At 47.1% G+C, this 23,823-nt stretch carries 17 protein-coding genes; 12 read left to right on the top strand and 5 right to left on the bottom strand.

Annotated features, from left to right (window positions below; genetic code table 11):
• Positions 1-28 precede the first annotated feature (28 nt).
• Positions 29-1,153: a Gfo/Idh/MocA family protein gene (locus E2980_RS19835; protein ID WP_135153963.1), complete on the bottom strand. Its 1,125-nt coding sequence runs from the start codon at positions 1,151-1,153 to the stop codon at positions 29-31.
• Between the two features lie 596 nt (positions 1,154-1,749).
• On the opposite strand from E2980_RS19835, the gene E2980_RS19830 reads away from it, so the two are divergent.
• Both E2980_RS19830 and E2980_RS19825 read left to right on the top strand, forming a co-directional pair.
• A complete protein-coding gene (locus E2980_RS19830; RefSeq protein WP_135153962.1) occupies positions 1,750-2,307 on the top strand; it encodes an SLOG family protein in 558 nt (185 codons plus the stop codon).
• A gap of 159 nt (positions 2,308-2,466) precedes the next feature.
• Positions 2,467-3,072: a DUF2087 domain-containing protein gene (locus tag E2980_RS19825; RefSeq protein ID WP_135153961.1), complete on the top strand. Its 606-nt coding sequence runs from the start codon at positions 2,467-2,469 to the stop codon at positions 3,070-3,072.
• Positions 3,073-3,352: 280 nt separating this feature from the next.
• On the opposite strand, the gene E2980_RS19820 is transcribed toward E2980_RS19825, so the two are convergent.
• Positions 3,353-4,207 (bottom strand): AraC family transcriptional regulator, encoded by an 855-nt coding sequence (locus E2980_RS19820; RefSeq protein WP_135153960.1) that lies wholly within the window; start codon positions 4,205-4,207, stop codon positions 3,353-3,355.
• Positions 4,208-4,406: 199 nt separating this feature from the next.
• Here E2980_RS19820 and E2980_RS19815 point away from each other — a divergent pair, with 199 nt between their 5' ends.
• The 5 genes from E2980_RS19815 to E2980_RS19795 all read left to right on the top strand — a co-directional run bounded on the left by E2980_RS19815 (position 4,407) and on the right by E2980_RS19795 (position 13,069).
• Positions 4,407-6,962: a beta-L-arabinofuranosidase domain-containing protein gene (locus E2980_RS19815; RefSeq protein WP_205700002.1), complete on the top strand. Its 2,556-nt coding sequence runs from the start codon at positions 4,407-4,409 to the stop codon at positions 6,960-6,962.
• 47 nt (positions 6,963-7,009) lie between these two features.
• Positions 7,010-9,268, top strand: coding sequence for a helix-turn-helix domain-containing protein (locus tag E2980_RS19810; protein WP_135153959.1), 2,259 nt, complete (start codon positions 7,010-7,012; stop codon positions 9,266-9,268).
• Between the two features lie 207 nt (positions 9,269-9,475).
• Positions 9,476-11,098 (top strand): extracellular solute-binding protein, encoded by a 1,623-nt coding sequence (locus E2980_RS19805; RefSeq protein WP_135153958.1) that lies wholly within the window; start codon positions 9,476-9,478, stop codon positions 11,096-11,098.
• Between the two features lie 190 nt (positions 11,099-11,288).
• Entirely contained in the window at positions 11,289-12,146 is an 858-nt protein-coding gene (locus tag E2980_RS19800) for an ABC transporter permease (RefSeq protein WP_240703113.1), read from the top strand.
• Positions 12,147-12,208: 62 nt separating this feature from the next.
• Complete coding sequence (locus tag E2980_RS19795; protein ID WP_420808665.1) at positions 12,209-13,069, top strand: carbohydrate ABC transporter permease; 861 nt, start codon at positions 12,209-12,211, stop codon at positions 13,067-13,069.
• Between the two features lie 71 nt (positions 13,070-13,140).
• Here E2980_RS19795 and katA read toward each other — a convergent pair whose 3' ends face one another.
• The 3 genes from katA to E2980_RS19780 all read right to left on the bottom strand — a co-directional run bounded on the left by katA (position 13,141) and on the right by E2980_RS19780 (position 17,958).
• Positions 13,141-14,595, bottom strand: coding sequence for a catalase KatA (gene katA, locus E2980_RS19790; protein WP_135153956.1), 1,455 nt, complete (start codon positions 14,593-14,595; stop codon positions 13,141-13,143).
• A gap of 80 nt (positions 14,596-14,675) precedes the next feature.
• Positions 14,676-16,169 (bottom strand): response regulator, encoded by a 1,494-nt coding sequence (locus E2980_RS19785; RefSeq protein WP_135153955.1) that lies wholly within the window; start codon positions 16,167-16,169, stop codon positions 14,676-14,678.
• Positions 16,147-17,958: a sensor histidine kinase gene (locus tag E2980_RS19780; RefSeq protein WP_135153954.1), complete on the bottom strand. Its 1,812-nt coding sequence runs from the start codon at positions 17,956-17,958 to the stop codon at positions 16,147-16,149. The genes E2980_RS19785 and E2980_RS19780 overlap by 23 nt, the downstream gene beginning before the upstream one ends.
• 259 nt (positions 17,959-18,217) lie before the next feature.
• Between E2980_RS19780 and E2980_RS19775 the strand changes: the two genes are divergently transcribed.
• The 5 genes from E2980_RS19775 (at position 18,218) to E2980_RS19755 (ending at position 23,778) form a co-directional block, all read left to right on the top strand.
• The gene (locus E2980_RS19775; RefSeq protein ID WP_135153953.1) at positions 18,218-19,546 is read left to right on the top strand and encodes an ABC transporter substrate-binding protein; all 1,329 of its coding nucleotides are present in this window, start codon (positions 18,218-18,220) and stop codon (positions 19,544-19,546) included.
• Between the two features lie 74 nt (positions 19,547-19,620).
• Positions 19,621-20,499: a carbohydrate ABC transporter permease gene (locus tag E2980_RS19770; protein WP_135153952.1), complete on the top strand. Its 879-nt coding sequence runs from the start codon at positions 19,621-19,623 to the stop codon at positions 20,497-20,499.
• Complete coding sequence (locus E2980_RS19765) at positions 20,492-21,334, top strand: carbohydrate ABC transporter permease (protein WP_135153972.1); 843 nt, start codon at positions 20,492-20,494, stop codon at positions 21,332-21,334. The genes E2980_RS19770 and E2980_RS19765 overlap by 8 nt, the downstream gene beginning before the upstream one ends.
• 33 nt (positions 21,335-21,367) lie before the next feature.
• Positions 21,368-22,648: a Gfo/Idh/MocA family protein gene (locus tag E2980_RS19760; protein ID WP_135153951.1), complete on the top strand. Its 1,281-nt coding sequence runs from the start codon at positions 21,368-21,370 to the stop codon at positions 22,646-22,648.
• The gene (locus tag E2980_RS19755) at positions 22,645-23,778 is read left to right on the top strand and encodes a GNAT family N-acetyltransferase (RefSeq protein ID WP_135153950.1); all 1,134 of its coding nucleotides are present in this window, start codon (positions 22,645-22,647) and stop codon (positions 23,776-23,778) included. Before E2980_RS19760 ends, E2980_RS19755 begins: the two co-directional genes overlap by 4 nt.
• Positions 23,779-23,823 lie beyond the last annotated feature (45 nt).

Here is a 23,823-nt window from a genome sequence, read left to right as displayed (position 1 = left end):
CCTTTATCGAATTTGGTTTTAATGGGTTTTATACGGTATCGTTAGCATCCAAGCGATTGTATTTTAATCCAAGCGGAAGCGGGGCGGGACGCGTAATCGTTGATTCAAGAGCAACGTGACGCCCTTCGTTAGATGCCTCGAAAATACCGAGCGAGATATCGAGCACGTGCCGGGCCAATTGACCGCTGGCGCGATGCTGGCGTCCGGTGCGAATGGCATAAGCCATATCCGCAAGTCCGATTCCCCGGCTGTCTTCAGTAAAGCCGGGGGAGTACGGGAATTCCTTCGTTTCCCCATTAGGGAATTGAACGGAAATACGGCCTCCGAAAAAGTTAGGATCGGGAACGGTCAAATTGCCCTCCGTGCCGAAGATTTCCAACCTTGGCAAGTAGCCGAAGCTTTCCTTGGCAGCTTGCAAGCTGGCTACGGCCCCGCTGTGAAAGTCTAGCACTGCCGATACGTTAGTAGGCGCTTCAACAGCGACCTTGTCGCCATATCGCGGCGATTTCGGGTTAATGACCGTAATTTCTTGATTCAGCTGCTGAGCCGTTCCGGTAACTCTCCGAACCGGACCGAGCAGGAAGACTAAAGCGGTTAAGTAATAAGGGGCCATGTCCATCACCGGATCTCCGCCGAGCTTAAGGAAGTTCTGGAAATTCGGGTGCATGCCGCCTGAAGCGTTGCCCATGATAATCGTTCCGTTAGCGGAGTAGGGCGTGCCGATCCAGCCTTCGTCGATCAGCTTGCGGCATGTCTGCAGCCCCGCGCCCAAGAACGTGTCCGGCGCGCAGCCGACGAGCAACCCTTTGGCATCCGCCAGCCGAAGCACCTCATCGGCGTCTTCCCTCTTCAAGGCAAAAGGCTTCTCCGTATAAACGTGCTTGCCAGCCTGCAAGGCTCTCAAGTTAATTGCCGCATGAACGGCCGGAGCCGTCAAATTCAGTACGATCTCGATTTCCGGATCGGCCAGCAATTCCTCGACGGTCCAGGTATTCGGGATGCCGAATTGCTCCGCTCGTTTCCGGGCAAGCTCGGGCACCGCGTCCGCAACCGCTTTCACTTCCAAGATGCCGTCGAACGTCTCCGTCGCGTTCTTTAAGTATATCCCGCTGATTTGCCCCGTGCCGATGACTCCGACTTTGACTTTGCGCATCGATTAGCCCTCTCCTCTACGAATAGCATTGCTTGCTCCCATTATTGCCTATAATAGCGTATATCTCAATGGAGAAAGCCACAGATGAACTGGACAAATTTGATATCCGTCGCAGGGACGACTCTATCGCCGAAAGGTTTCGCGTGCCTCCGACCAACCAAATACCCGCGCCAGAAACGCTTATTTCGCCGAAAGTATGGCTACAAGAAGGAGAAACCGCGCCTGATCACCCCTAACCATAAAAAGTATGGCTATAGAAAGGAGAAACCGCGCCTATCACCTCTAACATTTAAAAGTATGGCTATAGCTCCAAGAAACCGCGCCTGATCACCCCTAACCATAAAAAGTATGGCTATAGAAAGGAGAAACCGCGCCTGATCACCTCTAACATTAAAAAGTATGGCTATAGCTCCGAGAATCCGCGTCCGACCGCCCGCAATTATAAGAAGTATGGTTAGAGCGGCTAAAGTAGGCAGTTTGCATGCTATAACAACAAAGTGCCTCCGACCAACCAAATACTCGGACTAACCAAATAACCGCACCAATGTTAAAATGAAATGATCCCGTTTCTCTACGTACCGAACAAGGAGCACCGAATGAAAAATCTATTGGTCACCGGTTATCGCGCCCACGAGCTGAGTATATTCGATCAAAAACATAAAGGTATTATTTATATTAAAAAAGCTATAACGGCAAAGCTAGTCCCGCTCGTTGAAGAAGGGTTGGAGTGGATCATTACTCCGGGCCAGTATGGCGTTGACTTATGGGCTTGCGAGGCTGTAATTGAATTAAAGCTACAATACCCTCATCTGAAGCTATCGATCATGACAGCTTTCGTCAATCAAGACGAGAAATGGAAGGAAGACAAGAAGCAATACTATCAGGAGATTCTAAAGGGTGTGGATTTCCACGGCTCGGTAAGCAAGCAGCCCTATAGCGGCGTGTGGCAGTTCACTGCGAGAGACGATTTGTTATTTCGGAAAACGGAGGGTATTCTCCTGGTATACGATGAAGATGCGGGAGAGGGGAGCCCAAAGTTTATGAAGGAGAAGGCCTTAAAGAAGAATTTGACCGACGGTTACCGCTATATCAACATCAGCGCCGAGGATATCCAGAGCATCGCGAACGAAGAGGAATTCAGTGGTTTCGATTGACTGCGAGCATTGCAAAAAGTGGGTTCTCCCAAGTCCTTTCCTAGACTTGAGGGGAATTTTTTTTTGCGATTGACAGGTGTTGCGGACTCCCTTATTATGTAATTTAACAAGTATCTAATTAGATATTTATTAAATGTCTTGTGAGGAGGAGCCGATTTCGTGCAGTTAGATAAAGTAGTCAACTACCATAAAGCATTGGCGGACCCGACGAGAATCAAAATTCTGATCTTGCTGGCGGACGGGGAACTGAACGGTCAAGTTCTCGCGGAGAAGCTATCCGTTACTCCGGCGACGATTACTCACCATGCGGCGAAGCTAAGGGAAGCTAGCTTGATTAACGAGCGCAGGGACAAGAACACGATTTATTTTTCGCTGAACGATTACTTTATTAAGAGTAACTCTACCGCCACTGAAAACTTGATCTATCGCAGGGCGGGCACTCAAGGAGATGGAGAAACGATGAATGACGAACGGAATAGGGCGATGGAAACCGTCGTGAAGAACTTTTTCACATCGGAAGGGAAGCTGAAACATCTGCCGGCTCAACTTAAGAAAAAGCTGATCGTCTTGGAGTATCTCGTGTCAAGATTGGATAGCGGCAGGAAGTACGAGGAAAAGGAAATCAACGAATTCATCAAAGATTTTCACGAGGATTTCGCGACGATTCGCAGGGAGTTTATCATGCATCAGTTCATGTACAGGGAAGATCAGATTTACGAGGTGAATCCGAGGGAAATGTGGGTGCGATGGGAAGAGCTTTCCTAAGGTTCCGCTATTATACCGAAAACACCGCCCGCGGTTGCAATATCGGAACGAGGTTCCGCTATTATACCGAAAACACCGCCCGCGGTTGCAATATCGGAACGAGGTTCCGCTATTATACCGAAAACACCGTCAACGCTCGCAATAGCGGAACGAGGTTCCGCTATTATATCGAAAACACCACCCGCGGTTGCAATAGCGGAACGAGGTTCCGCTATTATACCGAAAACACCGCACATGCTCGCAATAGCGGAACGAGGTTCCGCTATTATACCGAATCCTGTTATTCATAGTAAAGCAATCTTTTGGAATAGGCATTCCTGAATTCGGATGGGGTTAATCCGACGATTTTCTTAAAGGACTTCATGAAGTTATGACAATCCTTATACCCCAGTTGAAAAGCAATTTCGCTTACGCTGTGATTCGTATCGGAAAGAATGGATTTCGCGACTTCCATCTTCTGGTGCAAAATGTATTGCTTCAAAGACAATCCTGAAAGTTTAGTAAACAGGTGGGATAAATACTTCTCGTTATAGCCGAAATGATCAGCTATTTGCGAGACTTTCGTATTCTCGTAATGCCTCCATCTTATGTGATCAACAATATCGTTATAAAGCTGCTCTTGCTTAGACTTTTTATTCGGATTGTTTTGCGAGAAGAAGAGCTGGTTATACACTTCGCATAGGATTACCGTCGACATATAATCGTTTAACGTCTTTTCGTTATAACCGCGGACGGAATCTTGCAATTGTTTCATCATGACTATAATTCTCTCAACGCTTTTCAGAGTACCTTGTTGCGGAATAACGATTTTTCCAACTTCATATGCGGAAGAGTCATTTGAATTATCTCTGACCGTTATGTCGTTCTTATAAGAAAAGTGCAGCCAGTAAAAACTGCAATCGGATGATTTGTAACCATACTGATTCGTTAGCGGGGGTAAAAGCAAATATTCCCCTACGTTAACGGTATAGCGATGTTTATCGCCTGCAATATATAAAGTTCCGCTGGTTAAAACAATGAGCTCATAGTCCATCAAATATCTGCTTAAATGCATCCACTCCGAAGTGGGTGCTTTAAATTTGCCAGTTAACTCTAACTTAATAGGCGTATCTACCAGAAATTCATACCCCTTCATCTAACCATACACCACCTTATCTAACGTTCTTACACATATAACTTGATGATTCATCTCTAAATTATCATATAAGTCATGATAATTGCTAACCTTTTCACACCTATTCGAGCCTTTAGCTATTTCTCATTCAGAAGAATGGGTATAGAGTTAAAAATCATCCGGTATTTATTATTAAGGATTGTAGATTGGGGATTAAGCAATGACACATAATAATCATCTGAAGGATTTTAGAATGGATCAGGTTAAAGTGACGAATGAATATTCCAATCATGCATTCGCCAAAGAAATCGAATACTTAAAAAGCCTCGATCCGGACAGGCTCCTTGCCGGCTTCCGCGAGAATAGAGGGTTGCTTCCGAAAGCCGATAAATATTCGGGGTGGGAAAACACGGAAATCAAGGGCCATACTTTAGGACATTATTTAACGGCAAGCTCTCAAGCATTTATTAATACGGAAGATGAAGAAATTCGAAGCAGACTTGATTATATGATAGCGGAATTAAAGCTTTGCCAATTTGATAGCGGATACATTTCGGCATTTCCGGAAACGTTATTCGATAATGTGGAAAATAATAAGCCTGCATGGGTCCCGTGGTATACGTTGCACAAAATTATTTTGGGAATAATAGACGTCTATAAATCCACCCAGAATCGGGTTGCATATGATCTTGCGACCAAATTGGGAGAATGGGTGTTTAACAGAACGTCAAAGTGGACTCCGGAAATTCATGCCAGAGTACTGGCGGTAGAATACGGCGGGATGAATGATTGTCTCTATGAGCTTTATACAATATCGCGCGATAATCGTCACTTGGAAGCCGCGCATAAGTTTGACGAGCTGGCATTGTTTACGCCCATCCGACAAGGGAACGATATTTTGCAAGGAAAACATGCGAATACCACGATCCCGAAATTTCTCGGTGCGTTAAATAGGTATAAGGTGTTGGGCGAAAGCGAAGTTTTTTATCTGGAGGCTTGTATTCAATTCTGGGACATGGTGGTTAATCATCATAGCTATATAACGGGCGGCAATAGCGAATGGGAACATTTCGGCGAGCCTGATATTCTGGACGGCGACCGCTCTCATTTCACCTGCGAAACCTGCAACAGCTACAACATGCTGAAGCTGACAAGAGAATTATTCAAGATTACGAGAAACGTTAAATACGCCGACTTTTACGAGAACACTCTAATTAATTCCATTCTATCCTCGCAGAATCCGGAAACGGGCATGACTACGTATTTTCAGCCTATGGCAACCGGATATTTCAAGGTGTACGGTTCTCCGTTCGAACATTTCTGGTGCTGCACGGGAACGGGAATGGAAAATTTCACGAAGCTGAACGACAGTATCTATTTCCATGAAGATAATCGGATCTTTATCAATCAATTCATCGGTTCTACGCTGACATGGGGAGAAGGCCTAGTAAAGCTAACTCAAACCGCGGCTATACCCGATATGGATACCGTTCAAATTGTTATCCAAACATTGAATAATACGGACAAGAAACTCGCTATACATTTACGAGTTCCCAGCTGGGCTGCGGGTAAGGTTGAAATCGCGCTAAACGATGCAACGATCAATTTTACGGAGCAAGACAATTACGTTGTATTGGATCGGCCTTGGAAAGACGGAGATGTTATCCGGATGAGAATACCGATGAAAGTTTCCTATTCCGGCTTGCCGGATCGTAATAGCGTAGTCGGGTTCAGATATGGTCCGGTCGTGTTAAGCGCGGGTCTAGGGCAAGCGAATATGGAGCAATCGCAAACCGGAGTGATGGTGAGCGTACCTACGAAGAGTATGCTCATTAAGGATTTCATAACCGTAAAGGGAACAAGCGCGGCGAACTGGGTTGAACAGCTTGAGAATAATGTGGTTAGGAAAAAAGATAAGCTGGCATTTGTCTTAAGGAATACGGACGAAGATGAGAACTTGGTGTTCACGCCTCATTTCCAACAACACAGCGAAAGATATGGTATTTACTGGAATTTAGTGGAGTCGGATTCCGACGAATTGCAACGCCATATTTTACAAAACAAGCACAATGAAAGATTAAAGGATACTACGATAGACAGCTTGCCGATAGCCAACGATCAGTATGAGCTAGAGCATAATGTTGGAGGAGAGCATACTTTCGTCGGAACCTGGGATGGATACAATTACAGAGGCGCCGAAGAAAACGGTTGGTTTAGCTACCAGTTGAAGGTATTGCCCCAAGCGGATAATTATTTGTCGGTCGTATACTTTGCGGGCGGCAGGGGGACGGCTTACGACATCTTTGCGGATGGCGAATGGTTATCAAGCGAGATGCTTGCCCCCGAGAGGAATAAAAATTTCCATGACAAAAGATATTTGATTCCCGCGGAGAGGATTAAAGATAAACGAAAGATCGAAATCAAGTTCGTTGCCAAGGGTAAGACTAACGGAATATACGATAGGCTCCGGACGATGAAGAGCTTTGATAACAACGCAAATCTAAAGCAATTAAGCTTTAATTGCGGAACGTTGTCAGAAGACTTTCGACAAGATCTAACAGAGTATACACTGATGATCCCTGGAGAACATTCATCTTTAATGTTAAGCGTAACTCCGGAAAATAAAAATGCTCTGATTTACGTCAATGACATTTTAGTAGAGGATGTATTGCCAAGAAAAGTATCGAAGCAAAATCGGATGACAACGTTAAAGATCACTGTGACTGCAGAAGATCATAGCACCAAAAAGGAATATCAAGTAACCGTTTCTTATTGAAAGAGTTTTTGAGAGTTCTCACCGGTTAAGAAGGCAGGTGAACGGATGTGAAAAAAACCAGGATCAACTTGTTGGCCAGATTTCTAATCTCCTATATGTTGGTGCTGCTGTTTCCCGTAATCCTTATCCTTTTCTACTACTATCCGCATTCGACGGATATCGTAAAGGAGAAGGAAATGGAATGGAACGCGCATATTACCGAGAAGTTTATGAACTCTATAGATATATTCACCCGGTATGTGTATAATCTGCCTTCGGAACTGGTGCATAATCCTGAGATTAAGCTGTATATGGCAAGCGATGACGATTATCAAAGAATCGTCATCGCCCGTGAAATGCGGAAATACAATGCGACGGATGCCTTCGTCTATAACACCTTTCTGTACGTCAAAAGCATCGGCTTTATGTTTGATAAAACGGGAAGCGCTTACAGCGTTCAGGATTTCGAACATCCGGGAGTCGGATATTTTTACGAAAACTGGCCGCATAAAGCCATGTTCGAGCAATTGAACAGCTTGACTGGGCAGACCGTCCGGGCGGCGGAAACCGTCATCGTACCCGGAAACAATCGTTTGCGAATGCTGACGTTCCTATTGCCGTTGCCCCTCGGCGGCGGCAACTCGCCCGGCACGGTATTGATCATGGTAAGAGAGGATACGATCATCCGCTTGATGAAGTCGGTTTCCGAAGCTTATAACGGGGACTTCTTTATCTTTGACCAACAGGGCCGTCGATTGGTTGCCTCGAACCAGACCTCCTATAGCGATTCAAGCGATTTCGAAAATCTGATGTCCCGTTTGGACAAGAGCCGATCAGGATCGGGCATTTATCGGATCGACGGCGAATCTTATATCGTTTCGCATGACGTATCGGATAAAAACGGCTGGAATTATGTGAGTTTAATGCCTTTGACGGAAACGCTGCAAGATATCCGATCGATTCAGCGCAAAACGGTCGTTCTTGTCGCTTTGATTTTTCTACTCGAGGTTGCCGTCATTTACGTGTCCATCCGCAAAAATTATCGTCCGATCAAAGGATTGGTTATTTTCACCAAAAACATGTTTACGCCGAGCGAACCGAGAAAAATGAATGAATTCGATACAATACGATATGCGCTTGATCAACTTTCTTCCGTCAATAGCAAGCTGGACGAAAAGGTGAAAAGCACGCTTCCGATCATGCGGGAGAATCTGTTGTTCGAGCTGGTAAGCGGCCGTTACCCGACATGGGAAGCGTTTCAAAGGGAGGCTGCTCCATATGGGTTGTCGTTCATTCATCCTTATCTTTCAGTTGCCGTACTTTGTTGCGAAACGGGCGACGACATCTTCGCGGCAGCCGAATATTGCCGGATGAAGGAGGACGGGTTTCCGGAAGAGCTTCAGGGGCACTTCTTCAAGAGCATCTATAATCAAGAAATCGTCTTTGTTTGTTCCCACGATCCGGACTTTCAATTAAAGGCGTATATCGAAGGCCTTCAGCAGGAGCTGACCAAACTAAGCGGCAACCGTACGCTGATCGGTATTGGAACGCCGGAAAGTTCCCCGGAAGGGGTCCACCTTTCTTATTTGCAAGCGGTGCGAGCGGCCGAACATCTTCGCGTCCGGAATCAATACTCGGTTCTTCTTTTTGGTGAAATCAAAGTAAAGCAGACCGGTGCGGTTTCCTATTATGCGGATCAACTGCAATCGCTTGAGCTGTTTATACTAAAAAACGAAATCAACTCAATCGAATCGGTCATGGAGCGAATTATCGATTATATATGCAGCGACGGGATTCCGCCGCATATGGTTAGGACTGTTTATTTGAACACGGTCAGCGTGATATTCAATGGATTGGAGAGGTTTCGGCACGACGATCGAAGCTTGCTGCAATTAACCGGCGCAGCTTTCCAACACCGTTACACCATCGAGCAGATGATCGGCATCATGCGGGAAAGCTGCGGCAAGCTTTGCGATTTCATTCGCGGCACATTGCCGCCTCCCCGGACTGCTTCAATAGAAGAGATATCGGCGTTTATTGAAAAGAAGGGCATGGATCCCAATTATTCGCTGCAACTGATTGCCGATCACTTCGGAATGTCGCTCTCCAACTTCAGCTATTACTTCAAGAAAACGATGGGACAAAACTTTAAGGAATATATCGACCGGCTTCGCATTCAAAAATCCATTCAATTGCTCCGAAGTATGGATGAACCGTTAGAATCAATTTCGAAACAAGTAGGTTATTCGAATACGTCCAGCTTTATCCGTTCCTTTAAGAAAATGGTCGGGATTACGCCGGGCCAGTTCCGAGATTCGATTCAGTGAGAGGAAACAGCATTTTTTGAACATATGCAATTTTTCTAAATGGGCATGACACAAGAAATGCAATCGCTTTCAAATGTGTATTTTTAAGCGCTTTCATAAAATGGCGATCGATCAAAAACTGTCCATATACACATCATTTATCGATCATCTATTGTTTAGGGTGCCGAGCGAAATCGCCCTGCGAACAATATAATGGGAGGTCATGCAATGCGTACGAAGTTAATGGTTTTCCTGACAGTTATCCTAATATTCGCAACTGTATTGGCAGGCTGCAGCGGTTCCGATTCAAATGCCGAAGACAAAAGCGGCAGCAACAGCGGTGACAACAGCGGCGCTAAAGCTAAAGTAAAGTTAACCGGAATTATGGTCAAACACCCATTAACGAAACCGCTGGCGGAAATGGAATGGCTGCAAAAGGCGGAAGAAGCTGCGGGCGTTGACATCGAGTGGCAAGAGATTACGGCGGATTGGGGTCAGAAAAAGGGGACGATGCTTGCCAGCGGCGATATTCCGGATTTATTCGTTGGAGGAAATGTCATCACGGATGCCGATTTTGCGCAATTTAAGGGTTTATTCCAAGATTTATCCGAATTGATATCCCAAGCGCCAAAAGTTCAAGAGATGTTTGATACAAAGCCGGAAACAAAGGTAATCGCGACGCAGCCCGACGGGAAAATTTACGGATTGCCGAAATACCAGAGATTTTGGCCAGCGTCTGCAACAAGACAGTTCATTAATCAAAAATGGCTGGACAACCTAGGCCTAGCAATGCCGACTACGTGGGATGAATTATATGAGGTCTTGTTGGCGTTCAAAGAAAAAGACGCTAACGGCAACGGCGATCCCAATGATGAAATCCCAATGGATTTTCCGGGAGGCTTCGGAGGATTTTTTAATCCCGCAGTTCTGCTGGGAAGCGAGGGCATAACTTTAACGGACGGAAGCAGCCAAGGCTATTTTGTCGAAGAGGGCAAAGTGAAAAACTTCCTGACGGACGAGCGTTATAAAAAATTGGTCGTTTTCTTGAACAAACTCAATAAAGCAGGATTGATTAACCCTGAAGTATTTACTCACGATTACACGAAGTACCAATCGATCGCCCGCGGCGAAGGAGATACCGCGAAAGTCGGCTTTACTTGGGGATGGGTCGCATCGGACAGGTTCGGCGAGCAATTGGCTCCGCAATATGCTTCGATGTCCCCGCTTAAAGTGTCGGCTGATTATACAGGCAAAGTATCCTGGAGCTATGATTACAACACATTGAACTATGGCACCAATCATATTGTCATGTCGGCGAAATCGAAAAATAAAGAGGCGGCTATGAGATTCATCAATGAATTGTATAACCCCGTGGTTAGCATGCAAGTCTTATTCGGTTCGATTGGTCCGAATATCAAGGATAACGGAGATGGGACGTACAGCGTGCTGCCGCCAACAGATACGAAGATGGATCCTGGAACTTGGAAGTGGACTTCTTCGATGGCCGATGCCGGACCTATGTACATTGCGGATACGATAAATTTGACTCTCGGTAAAGATATGCAAGAAGTTCTCACGCAATCGGAACCGCTTAAGAGCGCTTTGGAAGTAAATCTAGAGAAAGACGTGTTTCCGGGCATGTTTATCAAATATTCCGATGCGGACAATAACACAATGAGCTTGAACAACACGAACGTAACGAATTTGGCGAATACCAATTTCGCGAAATGGGTTACTAAAGGCGGGGTTGAAACTCAGTGGGATGCTTATGTAAAGGAAAGTATAAAGGCCGGGCTGGAACAAAATATTGAAATCATGCAAAAATACTACGATGACTACATGAGTAAATAATAATAATCATTTGATGGAAGATGCCGAACTGTCCTCATTACGGTACGGCATCTTCCTGATAATAAGGGAGAATATCTTTATGAGCTCTCAAATGATAGATATCGACCGCAAGACAATAGGACCCGGAATCCGATTAGCGAAGAAACCGACGGTTTTAAACACATTCAAACGCGACTATCAATTGTGGATCATGATATTTCCGGCCATTATCGTTATTTTGCTCTTTAACTTTGTGCCGATGTACGGCATTCAATTAGCTTTCCGGGATTACGATTTCAGCAAGGGACTTACGGGAGGGGCTTGGCACGGACTACACTATTTCAAACAATTTATCGACAGCTATTTATTCACCGATTTAATGAGAAATACGTTTCTCATTAGTTTGGCATCCATTGTATTAGGTTTTCCCGCACCGATCCTATTGGCATTGATACTTAATCAGATCCGAAGAAAAAAAATGAAGCAAATTTTGCAAACCACGGTGTATTTGCCTCACTTTATATCGACAATCGTATTGGTAGGGATGTTAAATGTCCTGTTATCGCCGGAAACGGGCATCGTCGGATATATGATGAAGTCGATTGGAATCGATAATGTTAACTTATTGGCTTCGACAAATACATTTATTCCCGTCTATGTGCTTTCCGATATTTGGCAGCATTGCGGATGGAATAGCATTATCTATCTGGCAGCCCTATCGACTATTGATCCGCTATTATATGATTCCGCAAAAATAGATGGAGCCAGCAGATGGCAATCGATACGGTATGTCGATATTCCGGCTATTATTCCAACGATTATTATCCTGTTCATTCTCAGCATGGGGGGTATACTCAGCACCGGCTTTGAAAAAATCTTTCTCATGCAAAATTCGTTAAATCTACCTGTTTCGGAGGTTATTTCGACATACGTATATAAGATAGGGATTATTTCAAACCAATTTAGTTATGCCGCGGCAATCGGATTGTTTAATACAATCATTAATTTCATTTTCTTATTTGCCGTGAATGCGATTTCAAGGAGATTTTCAAATATGAGTTTATGGTAAAGGGTTGCCGAAGGAGGGGAGGATGAGCAATGGGTCAAACGAGTAAGAATGGAAACGAAATCATGTTTAGCCTTATTTTAATTGCGTTAGGTTTGTTGATATTTCTAATCGTTGCTTATCCCTTGTACTTTATCATTATTGCTTCTATTAGCGACTCAACCCTTGTCTCAACCGGTAAAGTGTTTTTTATTCCCAAGGGAATCAGTCTATTCGGATACAATGAAATTTTTCATGATTCAAGAATTTGGACGGGGTATAAAAATACGATTTTTTATACGTTTGCGGGTACCTTTGTCAATTTATTGTTCACATTGCCGGCTGCCTATGTTCTATCAAGAAAGGAATTTAAAGCAAGACGGTTTATCATGCTCCTATTTGTCGTAACCTTGTTTTTTAACGGAGGTTTGATCCCGACCTACTTATTGATGAAAGGGCTTCACTTGACGAATACGATATGGGTTTTTATTCTCCCGTTTTGCGTTAACGTGTTTTATCTGATTATCGCACGAACGTTTTTCGAATCTTCGTTGCCATCCGAATTGTATGAGGCTGCCGCAATGGACGGTTGTTCCCACATCAAATTTTTTATCAAAGTCGCATTGCCTTTATCCAAAGCCCTTATATCCGTTATCGGACTCTATTACTTGGTCGGGCACTGGAATGATTTCTTTACGGCATTAATCTATATAAGGGACAATGAATTACAACCGCTGCAAATTATTTTAAGGGATATTCTATTATCGAACCAGGTATTCGCGAATGGCGCGGGCGTCGGCGGAGATGCCGGAGGTTATGCGCAGAGATATGCCGATCAAATCAAATACGGAGTTATTATCGTATCTACATTACCGATCTTAGTGCTGTATCCATTCTTGCAAAAATACTTCGATAAAGGCGTTATGATCGGTTCCATTAAAGGATGACCTCAGAAAAAAGCCTCCTATGCCACTGTCAAAGCGGTGTAGGAGGCGTCTTGTAATTAGAACTCGCCGGATCAAACTTCGCGCGGTACCGACAATCCGAGGCCATCGGCGACGCCTTGGCCGAACTCGGGATCGGCTTTGTAGAAGTGCCCGATCTGGCGCAGCTTGATCTCGTCTTTCTCGACGGGGAGCATGGCGCCGACGATATTCCGGACGAGACGCACGCGCTCTTCCGCGCTGAGCAGCCGGTACAGGTCTCCAGGCTGCGTGTAATGGTCATGATGGTCATAACCGACGCTATCGGCCTCACCCGATACCGGATACGCAGCTGGTTTGTTCCGAGCTGACTCCGAAGGTCCGCCGTAACTGTTGGGCTCGTAATAGACGGAGCCTCCGCCGTTGTTGTCCGAACGCATCTGGCCGTCCCGCTGATAAGTATTCACTTCGGAATGCGGACGGTTGACCGGCAACGAATTATGGTTCGCTCCGACCCGGTAACGATGCGCGTCGGAATAGGCGAAGAGCCGTCCTTGCAGCATTTTATCCGGCGAAGCTTCGATGCCCGGCACGAAAGATCCCGGGGAGAAGGTAGCCTGTTCGACTTCGGCGAAGTAGTTATCGGGATTTCGATCCAGTACCATTCGGCCCAATTCGATTAACGGATAATCCTTCTGCGACCAGACCTTCGTAACATCGAACGGATCGAACCGGTAAGTACTCGCATCCTCGATCGGCATGATCTGGACGCACAGCTTCCATGCAGGGAAATCCCCGTTCGCGATCGCGTTGAACAGATCCTCCGTATGATAATCCGGGTTCTCCCCCGCAAGCTTAGCCGCAAGGTCGACGTCGAGATTTTTGATGCCTTGCTCCGTTTTGAAGTGATATTTGACCCATACGGCGTCGCCTTGGGCGTTGACCCATTTGAACGTATGGCTGCCGAATCCGTGCATGTGTCTCAGCGTAGCCGGGATTCCCCGATCCGACATGAGGATCGTCACTTGATGCAAAGACTCCGGTGATAAGGACCAGAAATCCCAAACCGCGTTCGGATTCTTCAAGTGAGTCTGCGGGTGGCGCTTCTGCGTATGAATGAAGTCCGGAAATTTAATCGCATCGCGGATGAAGAAGACGGGAGTGTTGTTGCCGACCAAATCATAGTTGCCTTCTTCCGTATAAAACTTCACGGCAAATCCACGCGGATCGCGCACCGTATCTGCCGACCCTAACTCGCCTGCCACGGTGGAGAAGCGAATGAACATGGGGGTGCGTTTGCCAACCTCGGATAGGAAGCTCGCCTTCGTGTATAACGATAAGTCATTCGTGACCTCGAAATAGCCGTGAGCGCCTGCGCCTTTGGCATGCACGACTCTTTCGGGAACGCGCTCTCTATTAAAGTGCGCTAGTTTCTCAAGAAGGTGAACGTCCTGAATTAGCGTCGGACCGCGCGATCCCGCGGTCATCGAGTTTTGGTTGTCTCCTACGGGAGCCCCCCAGCCGGTCGTTAGATGTTTGTTGGAACCCATAACGAAATCACTCCTCAAGAAAGTTTACTTCCCTACTTATTTAGAATTATTCTAAAAGAAATAAAGATATGCTTGGAAGCTTATCTTTTTGAAGCTCTATATTCTTTGGGAGTAAGACCGAAACGTTTCTTGAAAATATGGGAAAAGTACGCTGGATTGTCGAAGCCGACCTTAGAGGCGATTTCATGCGTTTTGATTTCGGATTCGGTTAGCAGATCCATCGCTTTCTTCATCCGGATTTTGGTGATCGCTTCGGTGACGGTTTCCCCCGTTTCCTTATGAAACAGCTTGCTTAAGTAGCTGCTGTTCAAATAAACGGCATCGGCTATCGATTGAAGGGAAAGCTCTTGATGGTAGTTGTTCTGGATGAATTCCAACGATTTGGAAATCAACGCGTTTCCATCCTGGATTCTCGTCGCGGAAACGGTTTTCCGGATATATTCCGTTAAAGCTTCGGCTACTTGCGGTACGGTATCGCACATAATGATTTTGTCATGAATAACGTTGACCGAAGGCTGCGAGTGATTCCATAATTCCAGGTAAAGCTTGATCGCGACGAGCTTATACTTCTCGACGGATCGTTGGAATATTTTTTTGATTTCGAAGCAGGAATAAATCTCTTGAAGGGCAACTTCCAATTGATCTTCTTCCAGGAGCGCGACGATCCGTTCGCAGAAAACGAGCGCGGATCGTTGATAACTCTCCTCCTGGTCGATCATGTCGCTTCGAAAAATCGCGACGTCATTATCTTCTTCGGATCCCAAAGCCATCGCGGAGAGAGCTTCTTGATAGGCGGAGTGAATCTCGGTCAAGACATGGTGGCGGTCGCTGATACCCGCCCGCATCCGTAAGCTGAACAAGCTTTCCGCGGATTGGATCAACTCGAGGCAGATGCCGGCGGTTTGTTCCCGTTCGGCCGATATTACGACGCCGACCTTCTCCCTGCCGATAGGGAATGAGTAACCGTCATACGGTTGGAAAGACGTCTTGATGATATTTTCGATAGTCTTCAAAGGCAGGCGGTTCCCTTCATCCTTCAACGGGTTAATTTCGAACAAAACCAACGAGAAGGAAGAAATATCGATTTTATATTCCTTGCCCTTGCCGAGAATGGTAGGGAGGTCGGTTAGAATCCCGTAAATCATATCTTGGAAAAATTTTTCCTGGATAAGCGTGAATTGACCCTTCGCTTGGCGTTCCCGATCAAGCAATTCCGCGGCTTTGCCTATGGCTTGAATGACTTGTTCGTTGGTAGTCGGCTTCAAGAGAAAGTCGACGACTCCGAAACGGATCGCCGATTGGGCATAACTGAAATCGGCATATCCCGTGAGCATAATGATTTTGACGTAGGGGTAGTGAACATAGAGGAACTCGGTTAATTCCAAGCCGTCTAATCCCGACATCCGGATATCGGTAATCACGATATCCGGATGGAGGAGAGCGACCTGTTCCTTGGCCATCAGCCCGTCTCCCGCTTGTCCTACGATCTCGCAGCCATGTTGCTTCCAATCGATAAAGTGCGTCAGACCGGATCTGATGATAGGTTCATCGTCAACGATGAGTACTCGGTACATAAGCGTTATCCCCTCTCGGTTGTTCACTGATTGCTGCCCTATTGGGAATATCCACCGGAATTCGTACCGTAACCGTAGTTCCTTGTCCTACCTGGCTCTCGATACCGATCCCGTATAGATCTCCGTATAAGAGCTGAATTCTCCTATTTACGTTGTAGAGCGCGATATGATTGTGCTCTCCGCGGGCTTCGGTTCGGTCGCGGGCAAAGCCTACCCCGTTATCCTCGATCACGAAGAAGATCATCTCATCATCCATGAAAATCCCTATCGATAATCGCCAATCGCCTACTTTCGGTTCCAAACCGTGAACGATCGCATTTTCAACGATGGGTTGAATGCTTAGTTTAGGCAAGTAGCTGTCCAGAAGGAGATCGTCCTTGACTGCAATCTCAACTTGCAGCCGCTCCCCGAACCGTTTTTTCTGCAGCAGAATATAAAAATCGATGTATTTCAATTCCTCGCGGACGGTGCTCTTCTGCTGGCCGCTCGCCGCCAGGCTTGTCCTCAGCATATACCCCAGCGACGTTACCATCTCGTAGATTTCGGTATTGTCGCTCATCCTCGCGTGCCAGCTGATCGTTTCGAGCACGTTAAACAAAAAGTGCGGGTTCATCTGCGCATGCAGGGATTTCAGTTCGGATTCCTTGACGAGAAGCTGACTCTCGTAGACGTTCGTTATCAGATATTGCATTTCTCCCGACATTTTATTGAATACGGTCGCCAGTTTGTTAAGCTCGAGCTCCTTGTATGCGGGCATCCGGGTCGAATAATCCCCTTTTCTTATCTGCTCGATTCTTTTCAGGATATCCAGGATCGGCCGGGTAGCCTTCGAGGAGAAGAAATAGCCCAGGACGAGAAAAAACAGAAGAATACCTATGGCAATCGGGATAAACCTGCCGATCGATTCGGATAAATGGGATAACACTTGTTTTTGCGGAATGAGGATAACGAACGTCCAATCGTATTTTTCGATTTTTTTGGTGGCTATGAAGTAAGGGATGCCCTTAAACTTCGTTTGGCTAAATTGAGTGGTCTCAAGGAATGTCGCCAAGCCCTCGTCCATTTTTTTGCCTAGCAAGCTCGTGTTTTTAGTAGATAGGATCGAGCCGTCGGCATCCGTAAGGAAAGCGCTTGCCTCGCCGTAATGCAGAATGCCGTCGTATAGGCCGTTCATTTTTACTTCGTTGATTCCAAGGATAATTTTACCCTTATAGTCGTAGTTTACGATACTTCTGATGCTTTTGACGAAATAAATGATAGGCTGTTCGGGAGCGGGATTCACGATTTGAGTATCCTCCGATCTGCTCATGGAGGAGTCGTAGACGATAAGGTTTCTATTAATCTGCGTTTTTAGGTTGTCATAGTTTTTGAAAACGTAGTAGCTGTCGCCATAATCGTCCACGATCACGACCGATTCGATCACATCGTTCTCCCATAAGTAGTTGTTCGACAAGAGATAGATCATTTGTTCTTCGATTTCCGACTTTGCGATTTGCTTCGAATAGGGGCTCGTTATGGGCTGCTCCTCAAGATGGGCGCTGATTACAGGGTTAGACAAGAAGGAAATAATAGACGTGTCTATAATGCCTAGCTGGGACTCTAGGTTATTGTTGGTTTGTTCGAGCAATCGGGTGAGATTATCGTCGGCGTTATCCCGTAATATCCCGTTCATCGATTGATAGAAATAAATTCCGATAAAGGATAACGAAAAGAACACGATGAGAAGCGTCATGGAAATGACTTTGAATCGAATGCTATGGAAGGGAGGGTCAAACCACTTTCGTTTCACATCTAACACATCCCTATCGTAAGGTGTAATGTAATGTCTTGGGGGGTTATTCTCTCGATATCGCGATATGTCATAATTCTTATAGTAAATCAAAAAAATGATCGTTTATATGGGAATATATTCAAATATACCAATCCAGTGAAACGATAATTGCGAAATTCGACTTATTTTTTATCGATTCATGTCAGTAAATTGAATTACGAGACTCAGTTTGCTTCATTATACTGAGAAAGTCAAACCCATTAGAGGAGGAACGAACATGTTAAAGAAACTATCAAAAGGCGTTATGGTTACTGTTGCCGCAACCTTACTGCTAGCGGGTTGTTCAAGCAACGACAATAAAAACGCGAACGCGAATAACGGAATTGACGGCGAAGAGGTTACGTTAAAGGTTCTGAATTATCATGTGGGCGAAGATTACGCGGCCTCCTTCTTCAAGAAAATGTTTGACGAATTTCCGAGCTCCGAACTAGGCAAGGGCGTTAAGTTCGATATGCAGGAGATTCCGACCACCGATGCGTACGCGCAGAAAATCAAAGTGTTGTTCGCTACCGGGGACATTCCCGATATTATTCTGACATCCGGAAACAACATTCTCGACTTGGCCGTGAAGTCCGGAAAAATCGCGGATCTAACGCCATACTTCGACGCCGACCCCGAATGGAAATCTTCGTTCGATCCCGGCGCGCTCGAACGGAACAGCATAGACGGCAAAATATACGCCGTGCCGAATCAAAAAGAAATCGCCATGATCTATTACAATAAAGCCTTGTTTAAAAAAGCGGGCATAGCGGAACCGGAAACCTCCTTCGCTTCCTGGGAAGAATTTTTCGCCGCATGCGAGAAGCTGAAGGCTGCAGGCATCACGCCGCTTTCCTTGGACACGAACGATTTCGCATGGCTGTCTTCCATGTTCCTTGGAGCCATGATCGGAACGGCTAACGAAGAGGGCAATAAGTTCATGAACGCTTTGCACCCGACCAACTTCAACAATCTCGAAGTCGTCGATGCCCTTAAAAACTTAAAAACGATGCTTACCCAATATTCGACGCAAGATGCCATCGGCGGTAAATACGATCCTATGGCTGCGCACTTCCTTATGGGCGAAGTCGCCATGATCTCGAACGGACCTTGGATGGTGCCCGATTTCAGCAACAAAGAGAAAGCCGTCGAGGGGCTCTCGGATCAAATCGGAGTTATGCTTTTCCCGGAAGACGGAATGGTAAACGTTCCGGGCGCGGGAGATATGGTTTCGGCCGGAGACAAAGCGACGACGGACGCGGCGGTGAATTTCCTGAAGTACCAGACTTCCTTGGACAACCAGATCACTTCGTTGAAAATGACGGGCATCATTCCCGTTTCGTCGAAGGCCGTCGTACCGGAGGAATTCAATAAGGAAAACCCGCTAGTTGGCCGGATGCTCGAGCTTACGACCAAAGCCAAGTATCAATTCGGAGAGAACCAGGCGAATTGGTACCAGAATACGCTCGATACTCTAAGCAGATTGCTTCCTGAGTTAGCTTTCGATAAGATCACGCCTGAGGACTTCGCCAAGAAGCTTGAGGAAGTCGCGAAAAAAAACGAGTAGACCCATAATTAAACAAACGGGCAGAAGCGTATAGATCTCCAGGATATGCGCTTCTGCTTGGAATGGAGGTGCCGATGTTGACGAAAACAAATAGGGTATGGATTTTGTTGTTCCTAGCGCCTTGCTTGCTCATGTTCGTTGTCCTGATAGGCATCCCACTGGTCAACGTCGTATGGACGTCGTTCGCGGATTATACAACGTTCTCCAAACCGGAAATCTCGGGATGGGGGAATTACGAGCAACTGCTCTTCCATGACGATAGCTTCTGGGATGCCGTGAAAAATACGTTGCTCTGGGTTCTGCTGCAATGCACGGTCGGCGTATCGATCGGTTGCGCGGTCGCTTTGCTGCTCTTCCGCAAGCCTTTCGGATGGAAGTTTTTCCGGGCCGTCTATATGATCCCTAGCATTATACCGACCGTCGCTTCAGGTATCATGTTCTATTTGCTCTTGAATCCCGAACTAGGCATCGTGAAGCCTTTGCAGCAATTCCTCGGATCGCAAGGTCCGACGCTTAATTTGTTCGGCAATAGCTCGTATGCCTTCTGGGCTTTAACGTTGACGTGGTTATTTTACTCCGCCATCAGTACCGTAATTATTATGGCCGAACTAGGCACGATATCCGGCTCGCTGCTGGAAGCGGCCAGAATCGACGGGGCATCCCGTTTTCAAATCGATCTATTTATCCTTCTTCCCTTGCTGCGCAATATTATCGGAACATGCGTGATATTGGCGGCGGTAGGCATGATCACCCAATTCGATACCATTTACGTAACGACGAAAGGCGGTCCGGGATCCTCGACTCTTAATCTCTCGGTTTATTTATATAATACGGCCACTCTAGATAACGATTACGGGCTTACTAATGCCATAAGCGTCATGCAGATTCTGCTGGGTCTGTTCTTGGTTCTATTGATTGGGAGAGCGTTTAAGCTAGGTGAATCCCATGAATAGGAGCGGCGCGTTGAATGGGAAGCTGTCTTCGGGATTCGTCTATGCAGCGCTGATCTGCATCGTCTTGATCTCTTTGGGTCCGATTTTCTGGGTGTTGCTGGGCTCTTTCAAAACTCGCGGCGAGATTTATTCGTCGGCGTTCGCCTTGCCTTCGCAATTTAATTTCTCCAACTACGCGGAAGCCTTCCGATTAGCTCCGATCGGCAAGTTTTTCGTCAATAGTCTCATCGTTTGCGCGGTCACGACTGCTGTGAATTTCGCTGTCGTCGCTCCTTTCGCTTACGTTTTGGCAAGGTATCATTTCGGCATGAAGAAGCTCATCGTGGCCGCTATCGCCTCGGTCATGCTGTTGCCGTCCCAATCGTTGGCCGTTCCGATATTCACCTTATTGAGATCATTCCATCTGCTCGACACGAAAACCGGATTGATCTTGATTTACGCCGCCTTTGGAATTCCGATCACTTTTTTCATCTTGCGAAGCTTCTTTCTAAGCATTCCCAAATCGCTCGAAGAAGCGGCTAGCATAGACGGAGCCGGCTTCGCGGTGACGTTCCTGAAAGTCATTCTTCCCTTATCGGTGCCAGGCATGGTTACTGCGGGCATCCTTCAGTTTCTTAGCTCATGGAACGAGTTCTTCTTCGCGCTCGTCCTGACGAGCGGCGACCAGGCAAGGACGGTTCCTATTGCGTTAAGCTATTATTTGGGCACGTTCTCGAATAACTATCCCGCGTTGTTCGCCGCGGTTATTCTTACGATTCTGCCGCCGATCGCCATCTTCGTTTTCTCTCAGGAAAAAGTCGTGGAAAGCTTGACCGCCGGAGCGGTTAAAGGGTGATTATCTAACTATTGTAATTGGAGTGAAACCGGAATGGAACAAGTGAAGATCGCGCTTATCGGCGCCGGGCAAAGAGGACACGTTTATACCAAATACGCTCTGCTGAATCCACATGAAGTTAAGGTTGTCGCCGTAGCGGAATCCGATCCGCTAAGGAGAAAGGCTTTCCGGGATTTGCACGAAATCGAGCCAGACAACGTCTTCGAGGACTGGCGGGATTTGCTGGCCGCTCCGAAGATGGCGGATGCCGTCCTTATCTGCTTGCAGGATCGCATGCACTTCGAGCCTACCAATCAAGCGTTAGAGATGGGCTACCACGTCCTGCTGGAAAAACCGATGTCGACAAATCCTTTGGAATGCCTGATGATGGGTGAGAAAGCGGATAATACGGACCGTCATTTCGATATTTGCCACGTTCTCCGGTATTCGCCTTTTTTCGCTGCGCTGAAGCAGTTGCTCGAGAGCGGCCGGATCGGGCGGCTCATGTCCATCCAGCATAACGAGAACGTAGCGCATTGGCATCAGGCGCATAGCTACGTTCGCGGCAATTGGCGCCGCAGCGACGAGTCGAGCCCGATGATCTTGGCCAAATCGTGCCACGATCTGGATATCCTGCTGTGGCTCGCAGGGGCCGATTGCGTAAGGGTTTCCTCCTTCGGATCCCTCTCGCATTTCCGTTCCGAGAACGCGCCGGAAGGAGCGCCGACGCATTGCATTCACGGTTGTCCCGTCCAGGACCAATGCTTATATTACGCGCCGAATACCTATTTAACCGACAATACCGACTGGCCTACAGCCGTTATAAGCAACGACATGAGCTACGAAGCGAGAGCGGAAGCGTTAAGAACGGGGCCTTACGGACGCTGCGTGTACCGCTGCGACAACGACGTTGTCGACCATCAAGTGGTAAATCTGGAATTCGCGAACGAAGTGACCGCCGCGTTTACGATGAGCGCATTTACGAACGAGAACCATCGCACGATTAAATTGATGGGCACATTAGGAGAAATCCGAGGTGCCATGGACAAGAACGAAATCGAGATTATCCGGTTCGGAAACGGCAAGCCGGAAATCATAACCTTGGAAGACGTCGACGGGCATGTCGGCCACGGCGGCGGGGACTTGCGGCTGATCGCCAACTTCGTTTCCTCCTTGCGGGGCAAGGAAGCGAACGATAGCAGAACGTCCGCCCAAATATCCGTGCAGAGCCATCTGATGGCTTTTGCAGCCGAACAGTCCAGGCTCACTCGCCAAGTCGTGGAAATGGATCGATATACGCAAGATTTAATGCTGTCCGGGAGGTCATCCACATGAATGAAATCCGTCTCGTTAAAAAAGAAGAGATGAAAGACGCGGTCGCTTCCGCCGATGCAATCTTCCGCGATAGCGAAATGATTTCGATGCAAAGTGCGTTCCCTTTTATTTTCTCTGCGGACGTATCCCACTCTTACGGCTTGTTCGAGAATGAACGGCTGCTAGTGTTCATGGGCTTGGTTCCCGCGAACGTCCAATTAGGGAATGCCCGGTTATCCGTCTTCTCCCTCGGTTCCGTTTATTCGGTCGAGGCCGCCCGCAACCGGGGATACGCGGGGGAAGTGTTGGCCGAAATCAAACGCTACGGCCGGAAAGCCGGAGCGTCGCTTCTGCTCGTGTCGGGAGACGGCCCGCTTTACGCGAGGGCCGGGTGCAGGAAATTCGGAGAAGCTTACGAATTCACGTTAAAGCGCGGCTTTACCGAATCATTAACGGATATCCGCAAGGACTATCAATTCGGTGAAGCGCTTCACGGGGACGTTCTAAGACTTCATGAGATCGCAGCCGGGCGCTACTCCGCTTATGAACAGAGCCTGTGGGACTTCTCGGTGTTGATTAAAACGGAAGCCGACATCAGCGGCAAGAAAATGAAACAACGCGTCTACGCGGCCAAGCAAAACGGTATTCCCGTGGCGTTCGTCGTCATGGGTCTTCCGGAAGGTTCTCCTGAAGCCGCTCCGGTCGTCGTTGAGTGGGCGGGCGAGGCAGTCGCCGTATTATCCTTGTTGTCTTACGTGATGACCGAAGCCGATCTGGAGCAGGTTTCGATTACCGTTAGCGGACACGAGAAAGAACTGATCGGCGAATTAAGGCTAATCCCTGCCGAGAAAAAGCGGAACCAGGGAACGGTTTATATTTTCGACGCGGAGCGTTTATTCGATCAGTTGCGGCCTTATTTCGCGGAAATCGATCCGACTGCCGCAACAAGCTTATCCATTGCTAACGCGGTGGACAGCGGGGCGATCTTAACGCTCCCGGGTCTTCCTGAAGCGGAGTTGACCCACGAGGAGCTGGTATCTTTGCTGTTCGACCCCGAGCCCGAAACCCGGCTGTCCGAAGAATGGAAAGAGGCAACCGCCAGAAGGTTCCCGCTCCCGTTTCCCTATACGAACGGATTGAATTTCGTGTAAGTCGCAACGCGACAATAATAAGAGCTGTCTCGAGCAGGTCGCCAT

Origin of the sequence: Cohnella luojiensis, from assembly GCF_004564235.1 — a bacterium.
GTDB lineage: Bacteria > Bacillota > Bacilli > Paenibacillales > Paenibacillaceae > Cohnella > Cohnella luojiensis.
Note: the sequence above shows the minus strand (reverse complement) of the source record. Positions and strands in the feature narration are given on the sequence as shown.